The organism is Paenibacillus wenxiniae (assembly GCF_039822605.1).
Classification (GTDB): Bacteria; Bacillota; Bacilli; order Paenibacillales; family Paenibacillaceae; genus Saccharibacillus; species Saccharibacillus wenxiniae.
In genome coordinates, this window is the sequence record NZ_JBCGUH010000001.1 from 763,266 (window position 1) to 781,060 (window position 17,795).

Genomic DNA, 17,795 nt, shown 5'->3' on the forward strand with positions numbered 1-17,795 from the left:
ATCCATGTCTATATCCAACCTACATCAGAATCGACCACATAATACAAGACAAGCCGCAACGTGAGCATATGATATGCACGGTGTGGCTCGTCCGATCGATATTTTTTTATGCGTAAAACGGTATATGTGATACATGTATTGGAACTGTACCATTATCGTCGACATCTATCACATAACAGCTCATTCAATCCGTCAACGCCTTCAACACCTTCACCGCTTTATCATGATTGGCAAAAATCGGAATGGTCGCATACAGATCATTGCCGGTGTAGCCAATCGCTTTAAACGAAGACATCTGACTTACCGGGATCGCAAACAAATGCTCGGTTTGTTTCGCCGCGTCTGTATCATTCTGATCAGCCGCTCCTTTAGTCACGCCTTCTTTATACTTCTTCGCATCAAAGTCTTGATCCAGCACCATATGACCGCCATTCACCGCATAGCCTTTCATATCCGCTTCTGGCAAAATGACAATGTCGTCGGTACGATCTACATATTCAAGCACAAGCTTCTCCGCAGAATACACCGGCGTTGTGCTAACAGTTACAGTCATATTATTGCCTAGCTTCTGCTGCAAATTTTTCCCGATCTGATCTGCATACTCCTGTGGAAATCCATCTTTACCCATAATAAAAATCTGCACATGATTCGGATCAGCCGCACTTTCCGTACTGCCACCACAGCCTGCCAGTATAGCAATCATACTCATTCCTAGTACCAACGCGATTCCTTTTACCCATGCTTTCACCGGTGTTCCCCCTTCGACTTCACTATGTCTCATCATACCATATCCATAACACGCAAAAAAAGAAGACCCTGTTATAGGATCTTCATTAGTTAAAAAGCGTTCTGTACCGCAGTGCGGCCAGAAGTCGCCCATTCGAGCTGTTGGAGTGCTAGCGCCTTTGTAAAAGGCTATGTATGGGATGACCCCTGGTTGTTGCTCATCTGATATCGATTCCATGTGTGTAGCTGGATGGCGATTTCAAGCTAGTTCCCCTGTTTGCTATTGTAGCGCATATGCATGTACTCATTAATTCGGATATCAAGCAACATACTAATTTCAAGCACGTCTTCCACAGTAAACGATTGTTTTTCGATAAACATCTGCTCCATACGTGTACGAAGCATATGAATCTCATTTTCCAGAGAAATTAGTTGCCTCGCGTAATCCGGTTGTTGTGGCCAAGATGCTTTATTTTCTGAGAGCATAAGTCCTCGGTACATTGGTACCGAATATTCAGCACAATACAAGTAATTCCCTCCTTATAACAAAAAATTCCTGCTTCCGAAGACCTATTATAGCACAGGTCTAACGAAATGGAAGCAGAAATTTGGTGTAAAGGTTAAATTAACATTTTTTTATTTACCGTACCATTACTGGTAATTATTTTATTTTATGCAAAAATGAACCTATGCGTTCTAACGCTTCACTCAGCTGAGCTACAGAAGTTGCATATGAACAGCGAATAAAGCCTTCTCCGCCAAGTCCGAATACCGTGCCTGGTACGGCCGCCACACGCCCTTCTACTAGCAACTGCTGGGCAAATTGTTCAGAACTTAAGCCAGTGGAGCGAATGCTTGGGAATGCATAAAATGCCCCTTGCGGCTCATGGCAATCCAATCCGATGCTACGGAATCCGTCCACAATCAGACGACGACGGCGATTATACGACTCCACCATCTTGTCCTTCTCTTCCAGTCCATTCGTCAGTGCTTCCAGCGCAGCCACTTGCCCCATCACCGGCGCACACATTACCGTATACTGGTGAATTTTGAGCATCGCCGAAATAAGATCGGGATGTCCACAAGCATAGCCCATCCGCCAGCCTGTCATCGCAAATGCTTTGGAAAAGCCGCTAACGAGAATTGTACGATCCTGCATACCGGGAATCGCAGCAAAGCTTACGTGCTTCGTGCCATACGTCAGCTCCGCATAAATTTCATCGGAAATGACGATCAGATCATGCTTTTCCACCACTTTGGCAATCGGCAACCAGTCTTCATAGGTCATGATCGCGCCTGTCGGATTGCTTGGATAACAGAGGATCAGAATTTTCGAACGCGGTGTAATGCTTTTTTCCAGCGCTTCGGCGGTCAGTTTGAAGTTATTTTCAGCAAAGGTCTCGATCCCAACGGGTACACCGCCGCCAATCGCCGTAATCGGCGAATACGAGATATAACATGGCTCAGGGATCAAAATCTCATCGCCCGGTGCGATCAGTGCACGTAGTGCCAAGTCGATCGCTTCACTGCCGCCTACGGTTACAAGCACTTCGTCTTTTGGATCATATGACGTGTTAAATTCATTTTCCAAATACGCGGCAATCGCTTCACGCAGTTCCGGCATGCCGGAATTGGACGTATAACGGGTGTAGCCGCGCTCTAATGAATAGACGCATGCTTCACGTACATGCCACGGTGTAATAAAGTCGGGTTCGCCCACGCCCAGCGTAATAATATCCTTACTGGCGCTAACCAGATCGAAAAATTTGCGGATACCGGAAGGCTGGATGCCACGAACGAGCGGTGATAGATACGACTCCATTGATTTCTGCTCTCCGGCAGTCTGATCTCGGTTGACAATCATAGCATGCATCTTCCTTTACGGGGAAATAATCAGGCGGCGGTCATCTTCATGGTCTTCAAAAATAATTCCGTCCTGTTTGTACTTTTTAAGAATAAAGTGTGTTTTGGTTGATAATACCGATTCAATCGGAGACAGCCGTTCGGAAACGAAGCTCGCCACTTCCTTCAGGTTGTGCCCTTCTACCTCCACTAGCAGATCGTAGGCGCCGGACATCAAATAGACCGATTTCACCTGTGGATACAAATAGATGCGCTCTGCAATACCTTCAAAGCCACGTCCGCGCTCCGGTGTAATCTGTACCTCGATCAGTGCAGTTACGGTCTCGTCATCCACTTTGCTCCAGTTGACTACGGTTGCATATTTGACGATCACATTATCGTCTTCTAGTTCCTGAATCGCCTGTTTGACCTCGGCTTCTTCAATACCCAGCAATGTGGATATGAGCTGTGGGGTACGTCTGGCGTCTTCCTTGAGTAGATCAAGAATTTGCAGCTTTAGCTCGCTAAGTTCCTTCATAACGATATAGCCTCCAAGTGCGAAAGATTAATAATAAATATTACACGAATCGTACATTTCTGCCAAGTGTCTACGCTTATTTTCACGTTAATGCGGACAAGCGATAAATTGCAGCGGCATGATTATACCTTTTCTACTAAATGTACTGCTTCATTATACACCGGATTAGGTTAATGTATCTAATTAGGTTACTTAACGCTAACAGCGAATCATTCCACCTAACTTCCAAAGGAGCGAATACACATGAATTTGCACACCAGAGACACAATGTGGGGACACACGATGCCCCGGACACCAGCATATGAACAATTAACGGAAAATCTGGAGTGTGATGTGCTCGTGATCGGCGGAGGCATGGGCGGCGCACTGTGCGCTAGAGAATTCGCCAAACGCGGGCTGCGTACAGTCGTAGTGGAGAAACGTAAAATTGGGCAGGGTAGCTCGATTGCCAACACCGGACTGCTACAATATACGAATGACAAGACATTGACTGCATGTATCAATACATTTGGTGAGGAAAATGGGGTACTGTTTTATCGCTTATGCCGTGATGCGATGGAATATTTACTTCACACTGCGCCACAGTTACCGATTCCGGTTCAGATGATTCCGCGCAGCAGTTTGTATTTTGCCAGCGAACCAGATGACGTAGCTGGATTGCAAGAGGAATATGAGAATCTAAGCCGACACGGATTCGCAGCGGATTACTGGGATGAGGCGCGGATTGCAAAGCATTTCTCCTTTAGTCGAGCAGGTGGCATTTATACACATGGTGATGCTGAAGTGAATCCGTATCGACTCGTTCATGGCTTGATGATGGATGCACGCCGACATGGCGCACGTGTCTTCGAACATTCAGGTGTGACCGGACAGACGTTTACTGACAATGGTATCGTGCATTATGTCGGTGAGCATACGATTCGAGCGAAAAAGGTTGTATTCTCCACCGGCTACGAAACACAGGAAATTAAAAAAGATCGCGGTGCTTTCCTGATGAACACTTACGCGATTGCCACTACGCCAGTTAGCAACTGGGATGGCTGGTACAATCGCAGCATGCTGTGGGAAACGGCACGTCCTTATTTGTACATTCGCACCACTGCCGATAACCGTATTATTGCGGGTGGATTGGATGAGCCGCTGACCGATATCGCCAATATGGAAGTGCGCAAAATCAATCAAGCCCAGCGTCTACTGGCTGCTGTTGAAGAGCTATTCCCACGCATCGGTTCGCTCACGATCGAATCGGCATGGGCAGCACCATTTGGCTCCAGTCGTGACGGCTTGCCTTATATGGGCAGTCATCCAGAGTATCCAGATTGCTACTTTGTTGAAGGATATGGCGGAAATGGTACGGTGTACAGTGCTATTGCGGCGATGCTGCTAGCAGATGAGCTGACTGGCGTGAAGCGACCAGAATTGGAATTGTTCAGTTTGACGCGGAGTGCGAAGCCATCGCCAGCTCATACACCGCAGATTGTCGTTCCAGATATTACAGCTTAACATACGATGTGCTAATCTAATGCAGCTTGTTCTGCCATAACGCATCATTCACTCAGGCAAGGAATAAGGAGGATACATTCAGAAGAAGTGAGCTATTTTGCTTCGCCAAAATCACTTTTCATTGAACACCTTGTTAGAAGTACACTAACATGATTAGTCGTCCTTTTTGCCTTATTTGCTTGCCTTTGTTCCGTAGTGAGTATCATTTATAAAACAGAAAAAGTCAGACGTTCAATGTTAACTGTAGCTACTTCTTCGATCCAATATGGATAGCGAAGCAGTATGTCTACAGTACATTGAATGGTCTGACTTTTTATTTTCATGCCGTAATCGGTTATTGCAATCGCAGTGAGTAAGCAGTAAGTAAACTGTACTTATTCAAGACGATAAAGTTGCACAATAGAGCTTGTAGAGCTTGTAGAGCTTGTAGAGCTTGTAGAGCTTGTAGAGCTTTTAGAGCTTTTAGAGCTTTTAGAGCTTTTAGAGCTTTTAGAGCTTTTAGAGCTTTTAGAGCTTTTAGAGCTTTTAGAGCTTTTAGAGCTTTTAGAGCTTTTAGAGCTTTTATTCAAGCATAGCGCCTACTGTGAACGATTGTCTAGCGGGCATCATCTGCAAGCTTTGCTATAACATTATCCCTTTAACTTTGCTGCTTTTCACTGCTCTTTCGAAGCGGAAAGCGCATCGATCATATGCAATCGGGATGATTCGTCCAGGCTCTGGTGTACATGGAAGCAGCTTGGGCATACGTATACATTAACGGTATACGGTGTTGGCAGGAATGCAGTGCCTGCTGATGTTTGAGCGGACGTAAAACCAGTTGTGCCCATTTGCTGTGTACCGGATAGCAGCATATATTCCTGACAATGCGGGCATTGTGGAATTTCTTCCTGTCCGTCCAGTAGCTGTTCCACCTGTTCTTCGTAATCGACCATATTAAAGCTCTCATCGCCGTAGCTTTCAACGGTTTTGAGTGAACTCAAATTCGGTTGTTGGAACAGTTCGGCTTCGTCCAGCAATGTGGCTGCACGGCTTGCCAGACCGCTGCCTTTTTCACTTGTAGCAGGCTGTATACGTTGTGCCGGGTCTGCCGCGATCTCGCGAGCCGTTGCATACGCGCCGCCTTCTTGCTCTTCTTCGTCCTCCAGCTCGATATTGAGTGTGCGGTATCCGCTCAGCTCGTTACCACAATGAGGGCAAAATTCTTCAGGACCTAGCTCAGGGTCCCATACGATTTCACTATGACACCACGGACATACTGTTGTATCCATTATTCCGTTCCTTTCATGTTGCAAATTTGGTGCTGGATGATCCGTTCGTATCCTGCCACTGCTACAAAATCGAAGCTCCGATCACATAGGACAGAGACACGGATATAATCATCGAAATCAAGCCGATTGCCCGGTTGTCCGAAGCAATCTCTTTATCAATATTAAAGACCGGGGTCAGAAACTCAAATAGAAAATAGGCAACCATCAGCAGCAAAAAGCCGATGAGCGACCAGCCAAGGCTTCCGTACACCGAGCTGTGTGCCTCGATCGAGAATCGCATCACATTACAGATTCCGAAAATCTTGCCGCCTGTCGCCATCGCCACAGCCATATTGCCACGCTTGATTTCGTCCCAGCACTTATACTTCGTTACGAGTTCAAAACACCATAAAAATACGATTAATTGCAGCACAGCCACGGAAAAATAACCGACCATCATTCCGACCGGATGCGCCAGCAACGGATCTACGTAGTCCTTCACGCCACTTTCTAACTCCTTCCGGTAGTGAAATCATTACAGATCATCCTAGTCTCTACGCATGAACGCCGTAATGGTTTCAAACGGATTCGGGGTGGATGATAGCCGCGCTTATTTCAGCTCGGCTACCGTCACCCCTGTTCCGCCCTCATTATAATTGCCGATCCGGAAGCTTTTAACATGCTTGTGACGGCGCAGGAAATCTTGAATCCCAGTACGCAATACACCTGTTCCTTTACCGTGAATAATATACACCTGTCCGAGATTGGCGAGGAAAGCTTCATCCAGGAATCGATCCACATCGAGTAGTGCTTCTTCTACGTTGGTACCGCGCAGATCCAGCTCAGAATGCGTGTTATCTTCACGCGAACGTGTAACGGTCGTGACCTGCTTCCGCTGCGGCTGTGCCGTCGGCTTCGCAGATTCGATAAGTTCCAGATCGCTCAAGGAGACTTTCATCTTCATAATTCCCATTTGGACAAGCGCTTCTTTGGAACCAGACAGCTCGACCACATGACCACGCTGCTTGAAGCTGTTCACCATCACTTCGTCGCCAGGTCCGATCGGCTTTGCCTTTTTCGCCGCCGTTGCTGGTGCCTTTTTCTTCTGACGCTGAGCAGGTGCTGCTTCGTCCAGTTGACGACGTGCTGCGATCAGACGGTGTTCTTTGACCGACGCGCCTTCCTCCTGCGCCATTTTGCGTAGCGAGCTAATCACTTCATCGGCTTCAGTGCGCGCCTTCTCCAAAATCGCACGCGCTTCATCTTCTGCTTTTTCCAGACGCTTGTCGCGCTGTTCTTCCAGACGATTCAGATCGCGCTCATACTTTGTACGCAGCTCTTCCAGCTCTCTACGCAGACGCTCGGCTTCTTCGCGCTCCGCTTCAGCGCCAAGACGATTACTTTCAAGCGATGCAATCATATGCTCAATGCGCTGATCTTCCTCGCTCACTTCGCCGCGCGCATGATCCAGAATGTTTGAAGGCAGTCCCAGACGCTCCGCAATGGCAAATGCATTACTGCGCCCCGGCACACCAATCAGCAGACGATACGTTGGACTGAGCGTATTCACATCAAACTCCATGCTCGCATTAATAACGCCTTTACGGTCATACGCATAGGCTTTCAGCTCGCTATAGTGTGTCGTTGCAATCATACGGCAACCTTGACTATGAATATGTTCCAAAATGGCAATCGCCAGCGCTGAGCCTTCTGCCGGGTCTGTACCTGCACCCAGTTCATCAAACAGTACCAGACTTTTCGGTGTCATTTTGCCCAGAATCGAAATGATATTAGTCATATGACTGGAAAAGGTACTCAGATTCTGCTCGATACTTTGCTCGTCTCCGATATCGGCATAAATAGCATCAAATACGCACATCTGACTGCCATCCTCAGCCGGTACAAACAATCCAGACATCGCCATCAGGCTCAGCAGACCGACCGTTTTCAAGGAGACCGTTTTCCCCCCTGTATTTGGTCCGGTCACAATGATGCTCGTATAGGAATTGCCCAGTTCCAGATCGGTTGGCACAACATGGTCTGCTGCAATCAACGGATGACGGGCTTTTTTTAGCTTAAGGAAGCCGCGGTCGTTCATCATCGGCTTGCTTGCTTTCATCGCATGTGCCAGACGCGCCTTCGCAAAAACAAAATCAAGCTGTGCCAGCGTCTCCACATCATAACCGATCAATTCTGCCTGCTCAGCTACCTGAGCCGTCAGCTTTTGCAAAATCACTTCAATTTCGCGCTCTTCACGCAGCTTCGTTTCGCGTAGTTTATTGTTCATCGCTACGATCGACTCTGGCTCGATAAACAGCGTTGCCCCCGAACCGGATTGGTCGTGCACAATACCGCCAAAGTACGAGCGATATTCAGCTTTGACTGGAATAACAAAACGATCCCCGCGAATCGTCACCAGTTGATCCTGGAGCATTTTCGCTACCGTCTGTGAACGGATCATACCGTCCAGCTTCTCCCGAATACGGGATTCACCAGAACGAAGCTCACGGCGAATCGTCGCCAGCTCACTGCTTGCCGAATCCATCACATGCGCCGATTCGTCGATACAGGCACGAATGGACTTTTCCAACGGACGCTGATCCGATAATAGTTCGATCAAATCAGCGAGCAATGGAACCGGCTCATCCTCATGTACACTTTCCACATGGCGTGCCGCACGGCGACCGCCCATAATCGTATTCGCAATGCCTAACAGCTCACTTGGACTGAGCGTCCCCCCGATACGCGCCCGGCTCACTGCCGGACGAATATCAACAATACCCCCAAATGGCGGCGTGCCTTTGAGACGATCAACCGTCGATGCCTCATCGGTAAATTGCAGCATTTTTTTGACATATTCCAGATCGGTATCTGGCTGTAGTGAAAGTGCTGCCTGCTTGCCGATTGCGGTTGCCGCATAACTAGCCAGCATATCCAGAATATGCCCATACTGCATCGTATGGAATATTTTATCGTTCAACGTTATGACACTCCTCTATACCGGAACTGCAACTGATGTAGCCACTCCGGTTCAATGGTTCAATATAATATAATGGTAAGTCGTACCGCCTAATCGTGAACATTTCTTCGGATGACCTACGGGATGCAGTGTCATTCTCTGTCTGAGCCATACCATACAGCCATACTAGCTATAAGGATACGTTACAGGTGCAAAGATTAGTATACATGATATGGGTTACGCTTCCCCGTTCAGTTTTGCATACTGTATTTATTGCTCCTCGTCTATTGCTCACCGAATAAAAACCTTCCCCTAGCAACCACAGTGAAATGAATGATCACAGCTGTTCCGATACGACGATTTCCAGTCTCGATCTGCCCTATCGCAATGAATACGGGCACCGGAATTCCATTCTATTATACACCGTGACTGAATTTTCACAAAAGGTTTGAATGACAGGAGGTGACAGTATACGATATGATGAAAGGGATTGCAATCGACACTACTACTAACAGGGAGGCCTATGTGATGAAAAAATATCTTCTTGTCGGCGTGACTGCAACGATGTTGCTGCTGACAACAGCCTGTGGCGGACAAAATGGAAGCAATACAAACTCCAGCCAGCAGAGCGGTGTGACCGATACCGGTGTAGCCACTTCGGAAAATGGTGCGGCTAGCGGTGAACAGCTCGTTGTGAAGGCGACTAACTATGCATTTGACCAGAAGGAATACCATGTCAAAAAAGGACAGCCGGTCACGATCGTTTTTGAAAATGAAGAAGGTAATCACGGTCTGGCTATTCCTGCGTTGAAGGTGAATCTAAATTCCAGCAATTCTACGATGACCGTCACTCCGCAAGAAGCCGGTCAATTCGATATGGCATGTTCAATCATGTGCGGCTCCGGTCATAGCACGATGGTTGCGAAGCTGATTGTAGACGAAGCGTAAGCGAAGAGCTACAACGTCAGTTTGGGTATGCTCTAGCAAGTACAAGCAATACATGCATGTAGATGAGACTACATTACATCTATAGCATATGTATCCAAACTATTTTTCTGGGGCAGACATCACTCCAGACAATAGCAAAGGAACGGCTCCCCGTCTCACACGGGAATGTATGGAGTAAGAGATGGTTGTAGATTGCTTTATTTTCTTCCCGCAGTGAAGGCTTGCTTACACGTATACGAATTTTTGTACACGCTGTAGTCTGGTTTAAATATCCTTTTAACCCTCTATATCTATAACTTGTAAATATAGATATAGGGGGTTATAGAAAAAACGTAAATCGCGTAATTCATCTATCACATATAAAAACACGCAGTCGTTCATGCAATGACTGCGTGTTTTATTTGTGTTTACATCTCATATCCTATACTCAATAAATACAGATGTGCTTACAAATGAGTTGTGCTTGTCTGCTCTGTTCATGCTGTGTCTATCGATCATTGTTCTGTATTCGGTGCAGCATTTGTTGTAGGAGCAACGTTTGCCATAGGAGTCACGTTTGTTATAGGGGCAGCGTTCGCTGTGGGAGCAATGGCTGTAGGGGAACTCTTCATGGACGGACTTGCTGGGGGAATAGAATCTCCATCTTCCGTAGAAACCGACTTATTCGCTGCGTCAGCTTCCATTGCCAGTATCGATATAGCACTGGCATCATACGCCCCAAGCACAGCGTCCAGCACGCCGGGAAAACGTTCATTCAGATCGTCCACCCGTACGGTGAGCAAACGCTGTGTGCCATGACTGCGTGTAAACACAACCCCACTCTCACGCAGTGTGCGTAAATGATGCGACAGCGTTGACTTGGCAATCGGGACTTGAAAAGCGTTGCATGGACTTTCGCCCTCATGAATAATTTGCGAAATAATATGAAGTCGGATCGGATCACTGAGCGCATACAGCACCGAAGTCAATTCGATCTCATGACGATCCGGATGATATAACACTTTCATAAACAGGTCTCCTTTATAGTGGAAACATTTATCTATTTGAGCTTTAAACGTCTACAGCTGATGACTACGGCAGCGAAATGATCATCACCTAAATGCTGTCGAGCACCGTCCTTATACCAATACATACATGTAGATTATGCGATTACGTTAACAATCATTTACAAATCTCTAATTGAATTTTAAACCATTGCATGCTATATTTCAATTGTTCGATGATATTCGAACTATATTCTAATCATGCAGGAGGAACTACCATGTCAACTACTGCAACAACATCTGTTGCTGCTTCCGATAAGGACGATGTGAACCACAATACATTGCAAAAAGAAGGGCTACTCACTGTATTGCTCGGACTGGCGGTGGTCATAGCTATTATGAACACATCGATGTTCAATCTAGCATTGCCGAAAATTACCGCTTATTTTCAACTGACCGAATCGGTCTCGTCATTGATCGTAACCGGCTATTCGATCATGTTTGCCATTTCTTCTATTACATATAGCCGACTATCCGACTTTGTACCGCTCCGGCGTTTGCTTGTGATTGGTCTCAGCATTCTCGGATTGGCTGCAATCGGCGGTCTGTTCAGTACAAGCTTCCCGATGCTGCTGACGATGCGAGTGCTGCAAGCGATCGGTGCAGGAGCGGTTATTTCACTGGCAATGGTATTATTCACCCGCTATATTCCGTTGCAGCGACGCGGCAAGGCGATGGCGTTCATCATGTCTGCCGTATCGCTTGGTCTCGGACTTGGTCCGGTTGCAGGTGGCGCCATTGTTGATTATATGGGCTGGCGTTTTCTGTTTTTGATTACGGCGATTAGCCTGCTGTTAGTGCCACTGTTTTATTTGTTTTTACCGAAAGAAATGCCGAAGCGTGGCGTGTTTGATACAGCTGGTGCGTTATTCGTAGCAGCAGGCACGAGCGGCATTCTGCTATTCCTGACGAACCATTCCTGGCTGGCACTCGGTATTGGACTGGTTGGACTGGCATTGTTCATCGTTCGGATTCGCCTGGCTGCGGAGCCATTTGTACAGCCGGCACTGCTGGCGAACTCGGCGTATGTTACATTATCGTTAGTTGGCATTTTGTCGTATCTGTGTAGCTTTGCAACACTGTTCCTAATTCCACAAATTTTAGTGCATCGGTTCGACTTTAGTGCCAGTCATGCCGGATTTATTATTTTCCCAGGCTCATTATTAACGATCTTCGCCTCTCGTAAAATTGGGTCGATCATTGATCAGCATGGCAACTCGTCGATTTTACGTTATGCACCGCTAATGGTGTTGCTTGCTATTGTGCTGTTTGCCTTATTTGCCGGCAATTCATGGCTGTCGATTTTGTTTATTTATTTGCTGAACAGCTTGAGCTTTTCGATGTTATCCAGTAGCGTATCGAATGAAATCTCGCGCATTTTGCCTGCCTCGCAGGTTGGTTCAGGTATGGGATTGTTCCAGTTAATGCAATTTTTCAGCGGTGCATTCAGTGTGGCGCTCGCTTCCAGTGCGATGGAATGGCAAAAAGGACTGTCGCTGTCCGCTGCGTACTCTAACATTTTCTGGGGACTGGTCATTATGGCGCTGCTCGCATTCATCTCGTCTTATGTGTACTTACGTACGATGCGGATGTTGAATGGGAGTAAGCAGCTCGGTTGATGGGATCGAATAAAATAAGAACGTATAGAAAATGGTAGCGTTGCGCTAAGCGATACATCACCATTGTGAATCTCCTTTGTATTGCAATGTGTGTAATACATCACCATTGCATATCGCTCCTTTACTGCAATAGTAGCTAAGTTTAAAAGGAAAAATAAACCCCGCGAACCTTTTTCAGAATAAAAGGGATCGCGGGGTTTTACTATATATAGCTGGTATAACTAGAGCAATGTCGATTCCATAAACATCAATAAAACAGCCGTCCTGAATCACAGCGAACACGCCTAAAGGATAGTATCTTAATAATATTCTCTGTACACCAGATTCAGCTTACCGATCAGAACGGCAAGCTGATGGTATGTTAATACTATTACTCTGTACACGCATCGATCGTATATCCATTAAAAAGCCTGCTGTAGCAAAATCTTTTGGATCATCTCCAGCGGTTTCATCGTATCTGCGTAAGTATCGCTTATGATCGTAATGTTCATTCCTAGCGACGGAATAATACAGCAATATTGCCCTCCCATACCCATTGCAAAATAATATTTACCGATACGCGGCGCTTCGGATACCCACCAGTGTCGTCCATAATGACCAAAACCCGGATAAGTTAAATGTTTGGGTTCTGTCGTACGAGCGATCCATTCTTCACTCAGCAAACGCTTTTTGCCCCATGTTCCGTTGTTTACGTACAAGCTGCCAAACTTATGTAAATCGTGCACAGTCATATGAAGTCCAAAGCCACCAATGTTGATGCCCTGCGGATCTTCATGCCAGATCAAATCACTAAAACCAAGCTGTGAAAATAAATGATGAACAGCGAACTCGCGAGCGCTTTGTCCCGTTGTTTTTTGTAAAATAGCGAGTAACAGCTGGCTGCAACCCGAATTATAGTTCATCACCTGTCCCGGTTCGGTTATCAATGGCCGCTCAAGTACATATTTTACCCAATTTTGACTATGAATCATATGCGGCCATCCGCCCCACTCGCCCATCTCTGGCCAATCAAAACCAGCGGTCATCGTGAGCAAATGATCGATCGTAATAAGCTGCTTTTTCTGATCGGGATCTTCTAACAAGGATGGGAAATAGTCAACAATTGGCGTATTCAAGTCCGGGATCATTCCTTTGTCAAAAGCGATGCCAATTAAAGAAGACGTTATACTTTTCGTGCACGAATTTACTTTGTGTTGCTTTTTTTCCATTTTCTTATTTTTAAAAAATTGATAGATGATCTTTTGATCCACGCTGATTAAACAGCTATATATTTTGTCCTTCACTAACCATTCTGACAATAGACCATGATCCCAGTTAACAAGACGATCTGTAGAATGCTTCAATCTGACCACTCCCTGTCGCTTCTTATACGTTAAACGTATCGTTCCTTCGTTATTATGTATAGTATCGATATCATTACATTCCAGTAATATTGTAACTTACAACAGCCTGATCGATTGTGTTGAATCGTTGTTCCTTTTTAAAATCTATACTTCTTTAAATCTATATTTCTTAAAAAGAATACTTCTTCTGACATCAAGATGCACCCTGAATGTGCATTCGTGTACCAAAATAGGTTACCAATGTCCATTTGCAGGGTGCATTCTATATTGAAATGTCATTATTAAATGTCACTACTATTAGTTTGATATCGATTGGATTAGCACATAAAAGTAGCTTGCCTACAGTTCATTACGCTTACAGGCATAGGTGCTCATATAAACATAATTCCCTTCCTTACAGCTATCCGATCTCTATTTCTGATCCTGCTCGATTAGCTCCATCCATTCGTTATGCTCGACTTGAAGTTGCTCATGCTGCGCGCGCAGCTGTTCCAGTTCGTGCTGAATGCGCTTCTTCTCCTCGATTTGCGTATCTCGCTCGATATTTACAATGCGCAATTGATGGGTAAGCATCTCGTACTGGTTCAGCAGGTCGTGAGAATCGTCACCGCGTTCTTGTTCGGCAGAGTGCAGCTGTTCATATTGCTCTCGCCACTGGCGTTCGCTTGATTCCAGCTGACGGAGTTGCTCATCCTGCTGACGTTGAGCAGCTTCCATTTCTGCCAATCGCGCTTGTCCCTGTTCCAGTTCCGTTTGCAAACTAGCCAGTTGTTGTTCCAGGCGTGCAATCTCTTCCCGATATCCTTGCTCATTTTGTACCGCATGGCGCTGCTGAGCTTGCAGCTGTTCATATCGTTCAGTCCAGCTATCGATATCCTGCATCGCCTCATGCAGCAATTGTCCCTGTTCATGTTGCTGGGATTGCAGGACAGACAATTGTTGCTCACGGGTGGACAGCTCACTACGAAGCTGCTCAGTCTCGCCTTTTGCCTGTGTTGCTTCTTCCTCCTGCTGTCGTGCAAGTTCACGCCACTCGTTCAGATCGCTCTGGACAGCAGCTTGATCCTGTCGAAGCGAAGCCAGTTGTTGTTCCAGCTCACTCGTATGCTGCTCCAGGCTCTGGCGTTGTTCATGCAGGTCGGTCCATTGCGCTTGCAGGCGCTGTACTTCCACTTCACGCTGACTGGACAATTGCTCCCATGTATCGGCTTCCTCGCGTACACTTGCCGCAGCTACAGTCAATTCCTCCAGTTGCTGTTGCAGCTGATCGATGCGGACGGTCAGCTCATCACGCTCCGCAGTCATCAGTCGCAGGGCTTCTTCCGTCTCTGCCTGCTGCTCATCATACAACTCGTTCAATTGCTGCATTTCCAGTTGTAGCGAAGTTAGCTCTTCTTTATGCTTCTCCGACAGTCGTTGCCAGCTGTCTGACTCCTCACGGATATCCGCAGCCTGACGTTGTTGCTGCTGGATTTGCTCGTTTTGAGCAGCTAGCTGCTGTTCCAGCTCGGTTGTACGTTGCTGTAACTCCTGTTCCAAATGAACATAGCGCTCATGCAGAGCAGATAGCTGTTGTTGCAACGAAGCGACCTGCTGCTCTTGCTGTCCCGACAGCTGCTCCCACGTGCCTGCTTCTTCCTGGAATTGTGCAGCTTGTGCTTGCACGGCTGTGAGACGATCGCCGGTCTCGCTTAGCTCTTGTTCTAATTGCTGACGGTGCTGCTGGATTTCGTTCAGACGCGTTTCCAGTTCCTGCACCTGCTGCTCATGCTCACCGGATCGTTGCTCCCATGTGTCTGCTGCTTCTTTCGCCTGTGCAGCTTCGGCTTGCACAACTGCTAAACGCTCGCCTGTCTCGCTTCGCTCTTGCTCTAATTGCTGACGGTGCTGTTGAATTTCATTCAGGCGTAATTCCAGCTCTTGAACTTGCTGCTCATGCTGGCTCGATAGCTGTTCCCACGTGCTAGCTGCTTCTTTTGCCTGTGCAGCTTCTGCCTGTACAGTTGTCAAATGCTCGCCTGTCTCGTTTAACTGCTGCTCTATCTGCTGGCGCTGTTGCTGTGTTTCATTCAGGCGCATTTCAAGCGCTTGAATCTGCTGCTGCTGTTCACTTGATAGCTGTTCCCATGTGCCCACTTCTTCTTTTGCCTGCGCAGCTTCTGCCTGTACGACTGCCAAACGTTCGCTCGTTTCGCTTAGCTCCTGCTCCAATTGCTGACGCTGTTGCTGCGTTTCGTTCAAACGTGTTTCCAGCTGTTGGATCTGTACTTCATGCTGCACTTGCAGTGCTGTCTGCGCTTCATCACTCTGCTGCTCCAGCTCGGCATAACGCGTTTGCCATGTTTCCAGCTCGCTCCATACCTGTGTATGCTCGCTGCGAATACTTTCCAGTTCACGCTGACGCTCATCCAGCTGTCCACGGAGTTGCTGTTGTTCCTCCTCCAACGCTGCGCGACGTTGCTCGGCTACTTCCAGTTGTGTACGTAGCTGCTCGCTATTCTCTTGCAAACGTTCTAGCTCTTCGCTTCGCTGTACCAGACTCGCTTCCAGCTCACGATACTGTTCTTCCAAACTGCTATACCGATCCTGCCATGATCCTAGCTCAGTCCAGACCTGACCATTTTCTTCACGTAGCGCTTCGAGACGTGTCGCCTGCTCCGCCAGCTTCTGTTCGGTCTGACTATGCAATGTGATTCGTTCCTCATATTGTGCATGTAGCTGCTCCAGCTCAAGACGTAACTGTTCATTCTCATCCTGTGCCTGCTGCAATTGCCCACGTACCTCATCCAGTTGTTGCAATGTATCCGTATGCTGGGCTTGTAATTGCTCCTGTTGCTGTTTTAGCTCGGATAATTGCGGATGTAGCATCGCATTTTCCTGTAATGCCAGTTCCAATTCATCGGTGCGTTCGCTTAGCTGAGCCTCTGTTGCTTCTGCCTGTTGCTGCAATTGTTCGTAACGCTGCTCCAGCGCTCTGATTGCAGACTGGCGTTCCTCCTGTTCAGCTTGCAAATCTGCAAGCTCGGATTGCCGTTGCTGTAACTGATCTTCCAGCTCGGTTCGTTGCTGCTGGATTTGCTCCAATTCAGTGCCTTTCGCGGACAGCTCAGCAGACAAGCGTTGCTGTTCTTCCTCCTGCTGTACAGATAGCTCGCGCCATGTGTCTGACTCTTCCTGTATCTGGCTTATCTTCTGCTCCAGCTCTGTTTGTTTCACACGCAGCTCTTCCATTTGCGCATGGGTAAAATCATGATCTTCCTCCAGTTCTTGCACCCGTTGCTGTGCCAGATCGTGTGCCTGCTGAAGCGTATGGATGCTCTCTTCCAGTTCCTCGCTACGCAGACGATACAGTTCTTCATTTTCATTCGACTGCATAAGCTCCATTTGCAGTTCTTCGGTCGCCTGTTTACTGTTCGTTTCCAGATTCTGATACTGATCATTCAGCGCTTGAATCTGCTTGCGTGCTTTCTCCAATTCGTTTTGCAGCTGACTGCCTGTTTCACGGTAGTCCGCGCTTTGCTGCTCCAGCACTTCATTTTGTCCCTGTACAGTCGATAGATCGGTCTGCACCTGTTGCAGTTCCTCGTTCGCGACAGACAATTCGTCGGTGAGACGCTGTTTCTCCTGTTGCTCCAGTGCAGCGTCATCCTGTAGCTTACGAATCACTTCCTGCTGTTTGAGCTGCACCTCATGCAATCGCTCCAGCTCCTGCTGTAGACGATCCCGTTCATTCATCGTTGCATCCAATTCAGACCGATCCGTCGTTGCCTGAATCGCTTCCTCTGCCATATGTACTGCCGACAAAATGGCAAGCTTCGTGGTGTCCAGATGATTGTGTGCCTGCGCCATATTGTGCATGTGTCCATCCACATACTCGGCTACCTGTTTCATGTAGTCGGCACTGCTGCCAACCAGCTTGTATGTTGTACCGTAAATATTCACAGTGACTCGAATCCGTTCAGGTGTTGTCACAGCCTTGCCCTCCTTTGCATTCATGCTATCTATACGTAATCGTAACGTTTTATAT

Annotated in this window: 12 protein-coding genes and 1 pseudogene; 3 read left to right on the forward strand and 10 right to left on the reverse strand. The window is 47.2% G+C overall.

Translation table 11 applies throughout. The features are described 5' to 3' along the window. Nucleotides 1-184: 184 nt before the first annotated feature. From AAHF22_RS03170 to AAHF22_RS03185, 4 genes are all read right to left on the reverse strand, one after another. Nucleotides 185-748 carry a hypothetical protein gene (locus AAHF22_RS03170; protein ID WP_347323507.1) on the reverse strand — a complete coding sequence of 188 codons (564 nt, stop codon included), beginning with the start codon at nucleotides 746-748 and terminating at the stop codon, nucleotides 185-187. A gap of 242 nt (nucleotides 749-990) precedes the next feature. Further along, a complete protein-coding gene (locus AAHF22_RS03175; protein WP_347323552.1) occupies nucleotides 991-1,227 on the reverse strand; it encodes an aspartyl-phosphate phosphatase Spo0E family protein in 237 nt (78 codons plus the stop codon). A gap of 160 nt (nucleotides 1,228-1,387) precedes the next feature. Further along, nucleotides 1,388-2,590 (reverse strand): aminotransferase class I/II-fold pyridoxal phosphate-dependent enzyme, encoded by a 1,203-nt coding sequence (locus AAHF22_RS03180; protein WP_347323508.1) that lies wholly within the window; start codon nucleotides 2,588-2,590, stop codon nucleotides 1,388-1,390. A 15-nt stretch (nucleotides 2,591-2,605) separates the two neighbouring features. Next, nucleotides 2,606-3,106, reverse strand: coding sequence for an Lrp/AsnC family transcriptional regulator (locus AAHF22_RS03185; protein WP_188773844.1), 501 nt, complete (start codon nucleotides 3,104-3,106; stop codon nucleotides 2,606-2,608). A gap of 243 nt (nucleotides 3,107-3,349) precedes the next feature. Here AAHF22_RS03185 and AAHF22_RS03190 point away from each other — a divergent pair, with 243 nt between their 5' ends. Further along, on the forward strand, nucleotides 3,350-4,609 hold the full coding sequence (locus tag AAHF22_RS03190) for an NAD(P)/FAD-dependent oxidoreductase (RefSeq protein WP_371834003.1): 1,260 nt from the start codon (nucleotides 3,350-3,352) through the stop codon (nucleotides 4,607-4,609). A gap of 653 nt (nucleotides 4,610-5,262) precedes the next feature. Here the strand turns inward: AAHF22_RS03190 and AAHF22_RS03195 are convergent. The 3 genes from AAHF22_RS03195 to AAHF22_RS03205 all read right to left on the reverse strand — a co-directional run bounded on the left by AAHF22_RS03195 (nucleotide 5,263) and on the right by AAHF22_RS03205 (nucleotide 8,836). Then, nucleotides 5,263-5,877, reverse strand: coding sequence for a hypothetical protein (locus AAHF22_RS03195; protein ID WP_347323510.1), 615 nt, complete (start codon nucleotides 5,875-5,877; stop codon nucleotides 5,263-5,265). A gap of 61 nt (nucleotides 5,878-5,938) precedes the next feature. Then, nucleotides 5,939-6,358, reverse strand: a complete 420-nt coding sequence (locus tag AAHF22_RS03200; RefSeq protein ID WP_347323511.1) for a DUF350 domain-containing protein — start codon at nucleotides 6,356-6,358, stop codon at nucleotides 5,939-5,941. Between the two features lie 108 nt (nucleotides 6,359-6,466). Continuing rightward, nucleotides 6,467-8,836: an endonuclease MutS2 gene (locus AAHF22_RS03205; RefSeq protein WP_347323512.1), complete on the reverse strand. Its 2,370-nt coding sequence runs from the start codon at nucleotides 8,834-8,836 to the stop codon at nucleotides 6,467-6,469. 507 nt (nucleotides 8,837-9,343) lie between these two features. Here AAHF22_RS03205 and AAHF22_RS03210 point away from each other — a divergent pair. Beyond that, entirely contained in the window at nucleotides 9,344-9,763 is a 420-nt protein-coding gene (locus AAHF22_RS03210) for a cupredoxin domain-containing protein (protein WP_347323513.1), read from the forward strand. Nucleotides 9,764-10,476: 713 nt separating this feature from the next. On the opposite strand, the pseudogene AAHF22_RS03215 reads toward AAHF22_RS03210, so the two are convergent. After that, nucleotides 10,477-10,770, reverse strand: a pseudogene (locus AAHF22_RS03215) (ArsR/SmtB family transcription factor); the annotation flags it as partial. A 254-nt stretch (nucleotides 10,771-11,024) separates the two neighbouring features. Between AAHF22_RS03215 and AAHF22_RS03220 the strand changes: the two are divergent. Continuing rightward, nucleotides 11,025-12,425 (forward strand): MFS transporter, encoded by a 1,401-nt coding sequence (locus AAHF22_RS03220; protein ID WP_347323514.1) that lies wholly within the window; start codon nucleotides 11,025-11,027, stop codon nucleotides 12,423-12,425. A gap of 401 nt (nucleotides 12,426-12,826) precedes the next feature. Here AAHF22_RS03220 and AAHF22_RS03225 read toward each other — a convergent pair whose 3' ends face one another. Together AAHF22_RS03225 and zapA are read right to left on the reverse strand one after the other, a co-directional pair. Beyond that, the gene (locus AAHF22_RS03225) at nucleotides 12,827-13,768 is read right to left on the reverse strand and encodes a serine hydrolase domain-containing protein (protein WP_347323515.1); all 942 of its coding nucleotides are present in this window, start codon (nucleotides 13,766-13,768) and stop codon (nucleotides 12,827-12,829) included. 411 nt (nucleotides 13,769-14,179) lie between these two features. Beyond that, on the reverse strand, nucleotides 14,180-17,740 hold the full coding sequence (gene zapA / locus AAHF22_RS03230; RefSeq protein ID WP_347323516.1) for a cell division protein ZapA: 3,561 nt from the start codon (nucleotides 17,738-17,740) through the stop codon (nucleotides 14,180-14,182). Between the last annotated feature and the right edge of the window lie 55 nt (nucleotides 17,741-17,795).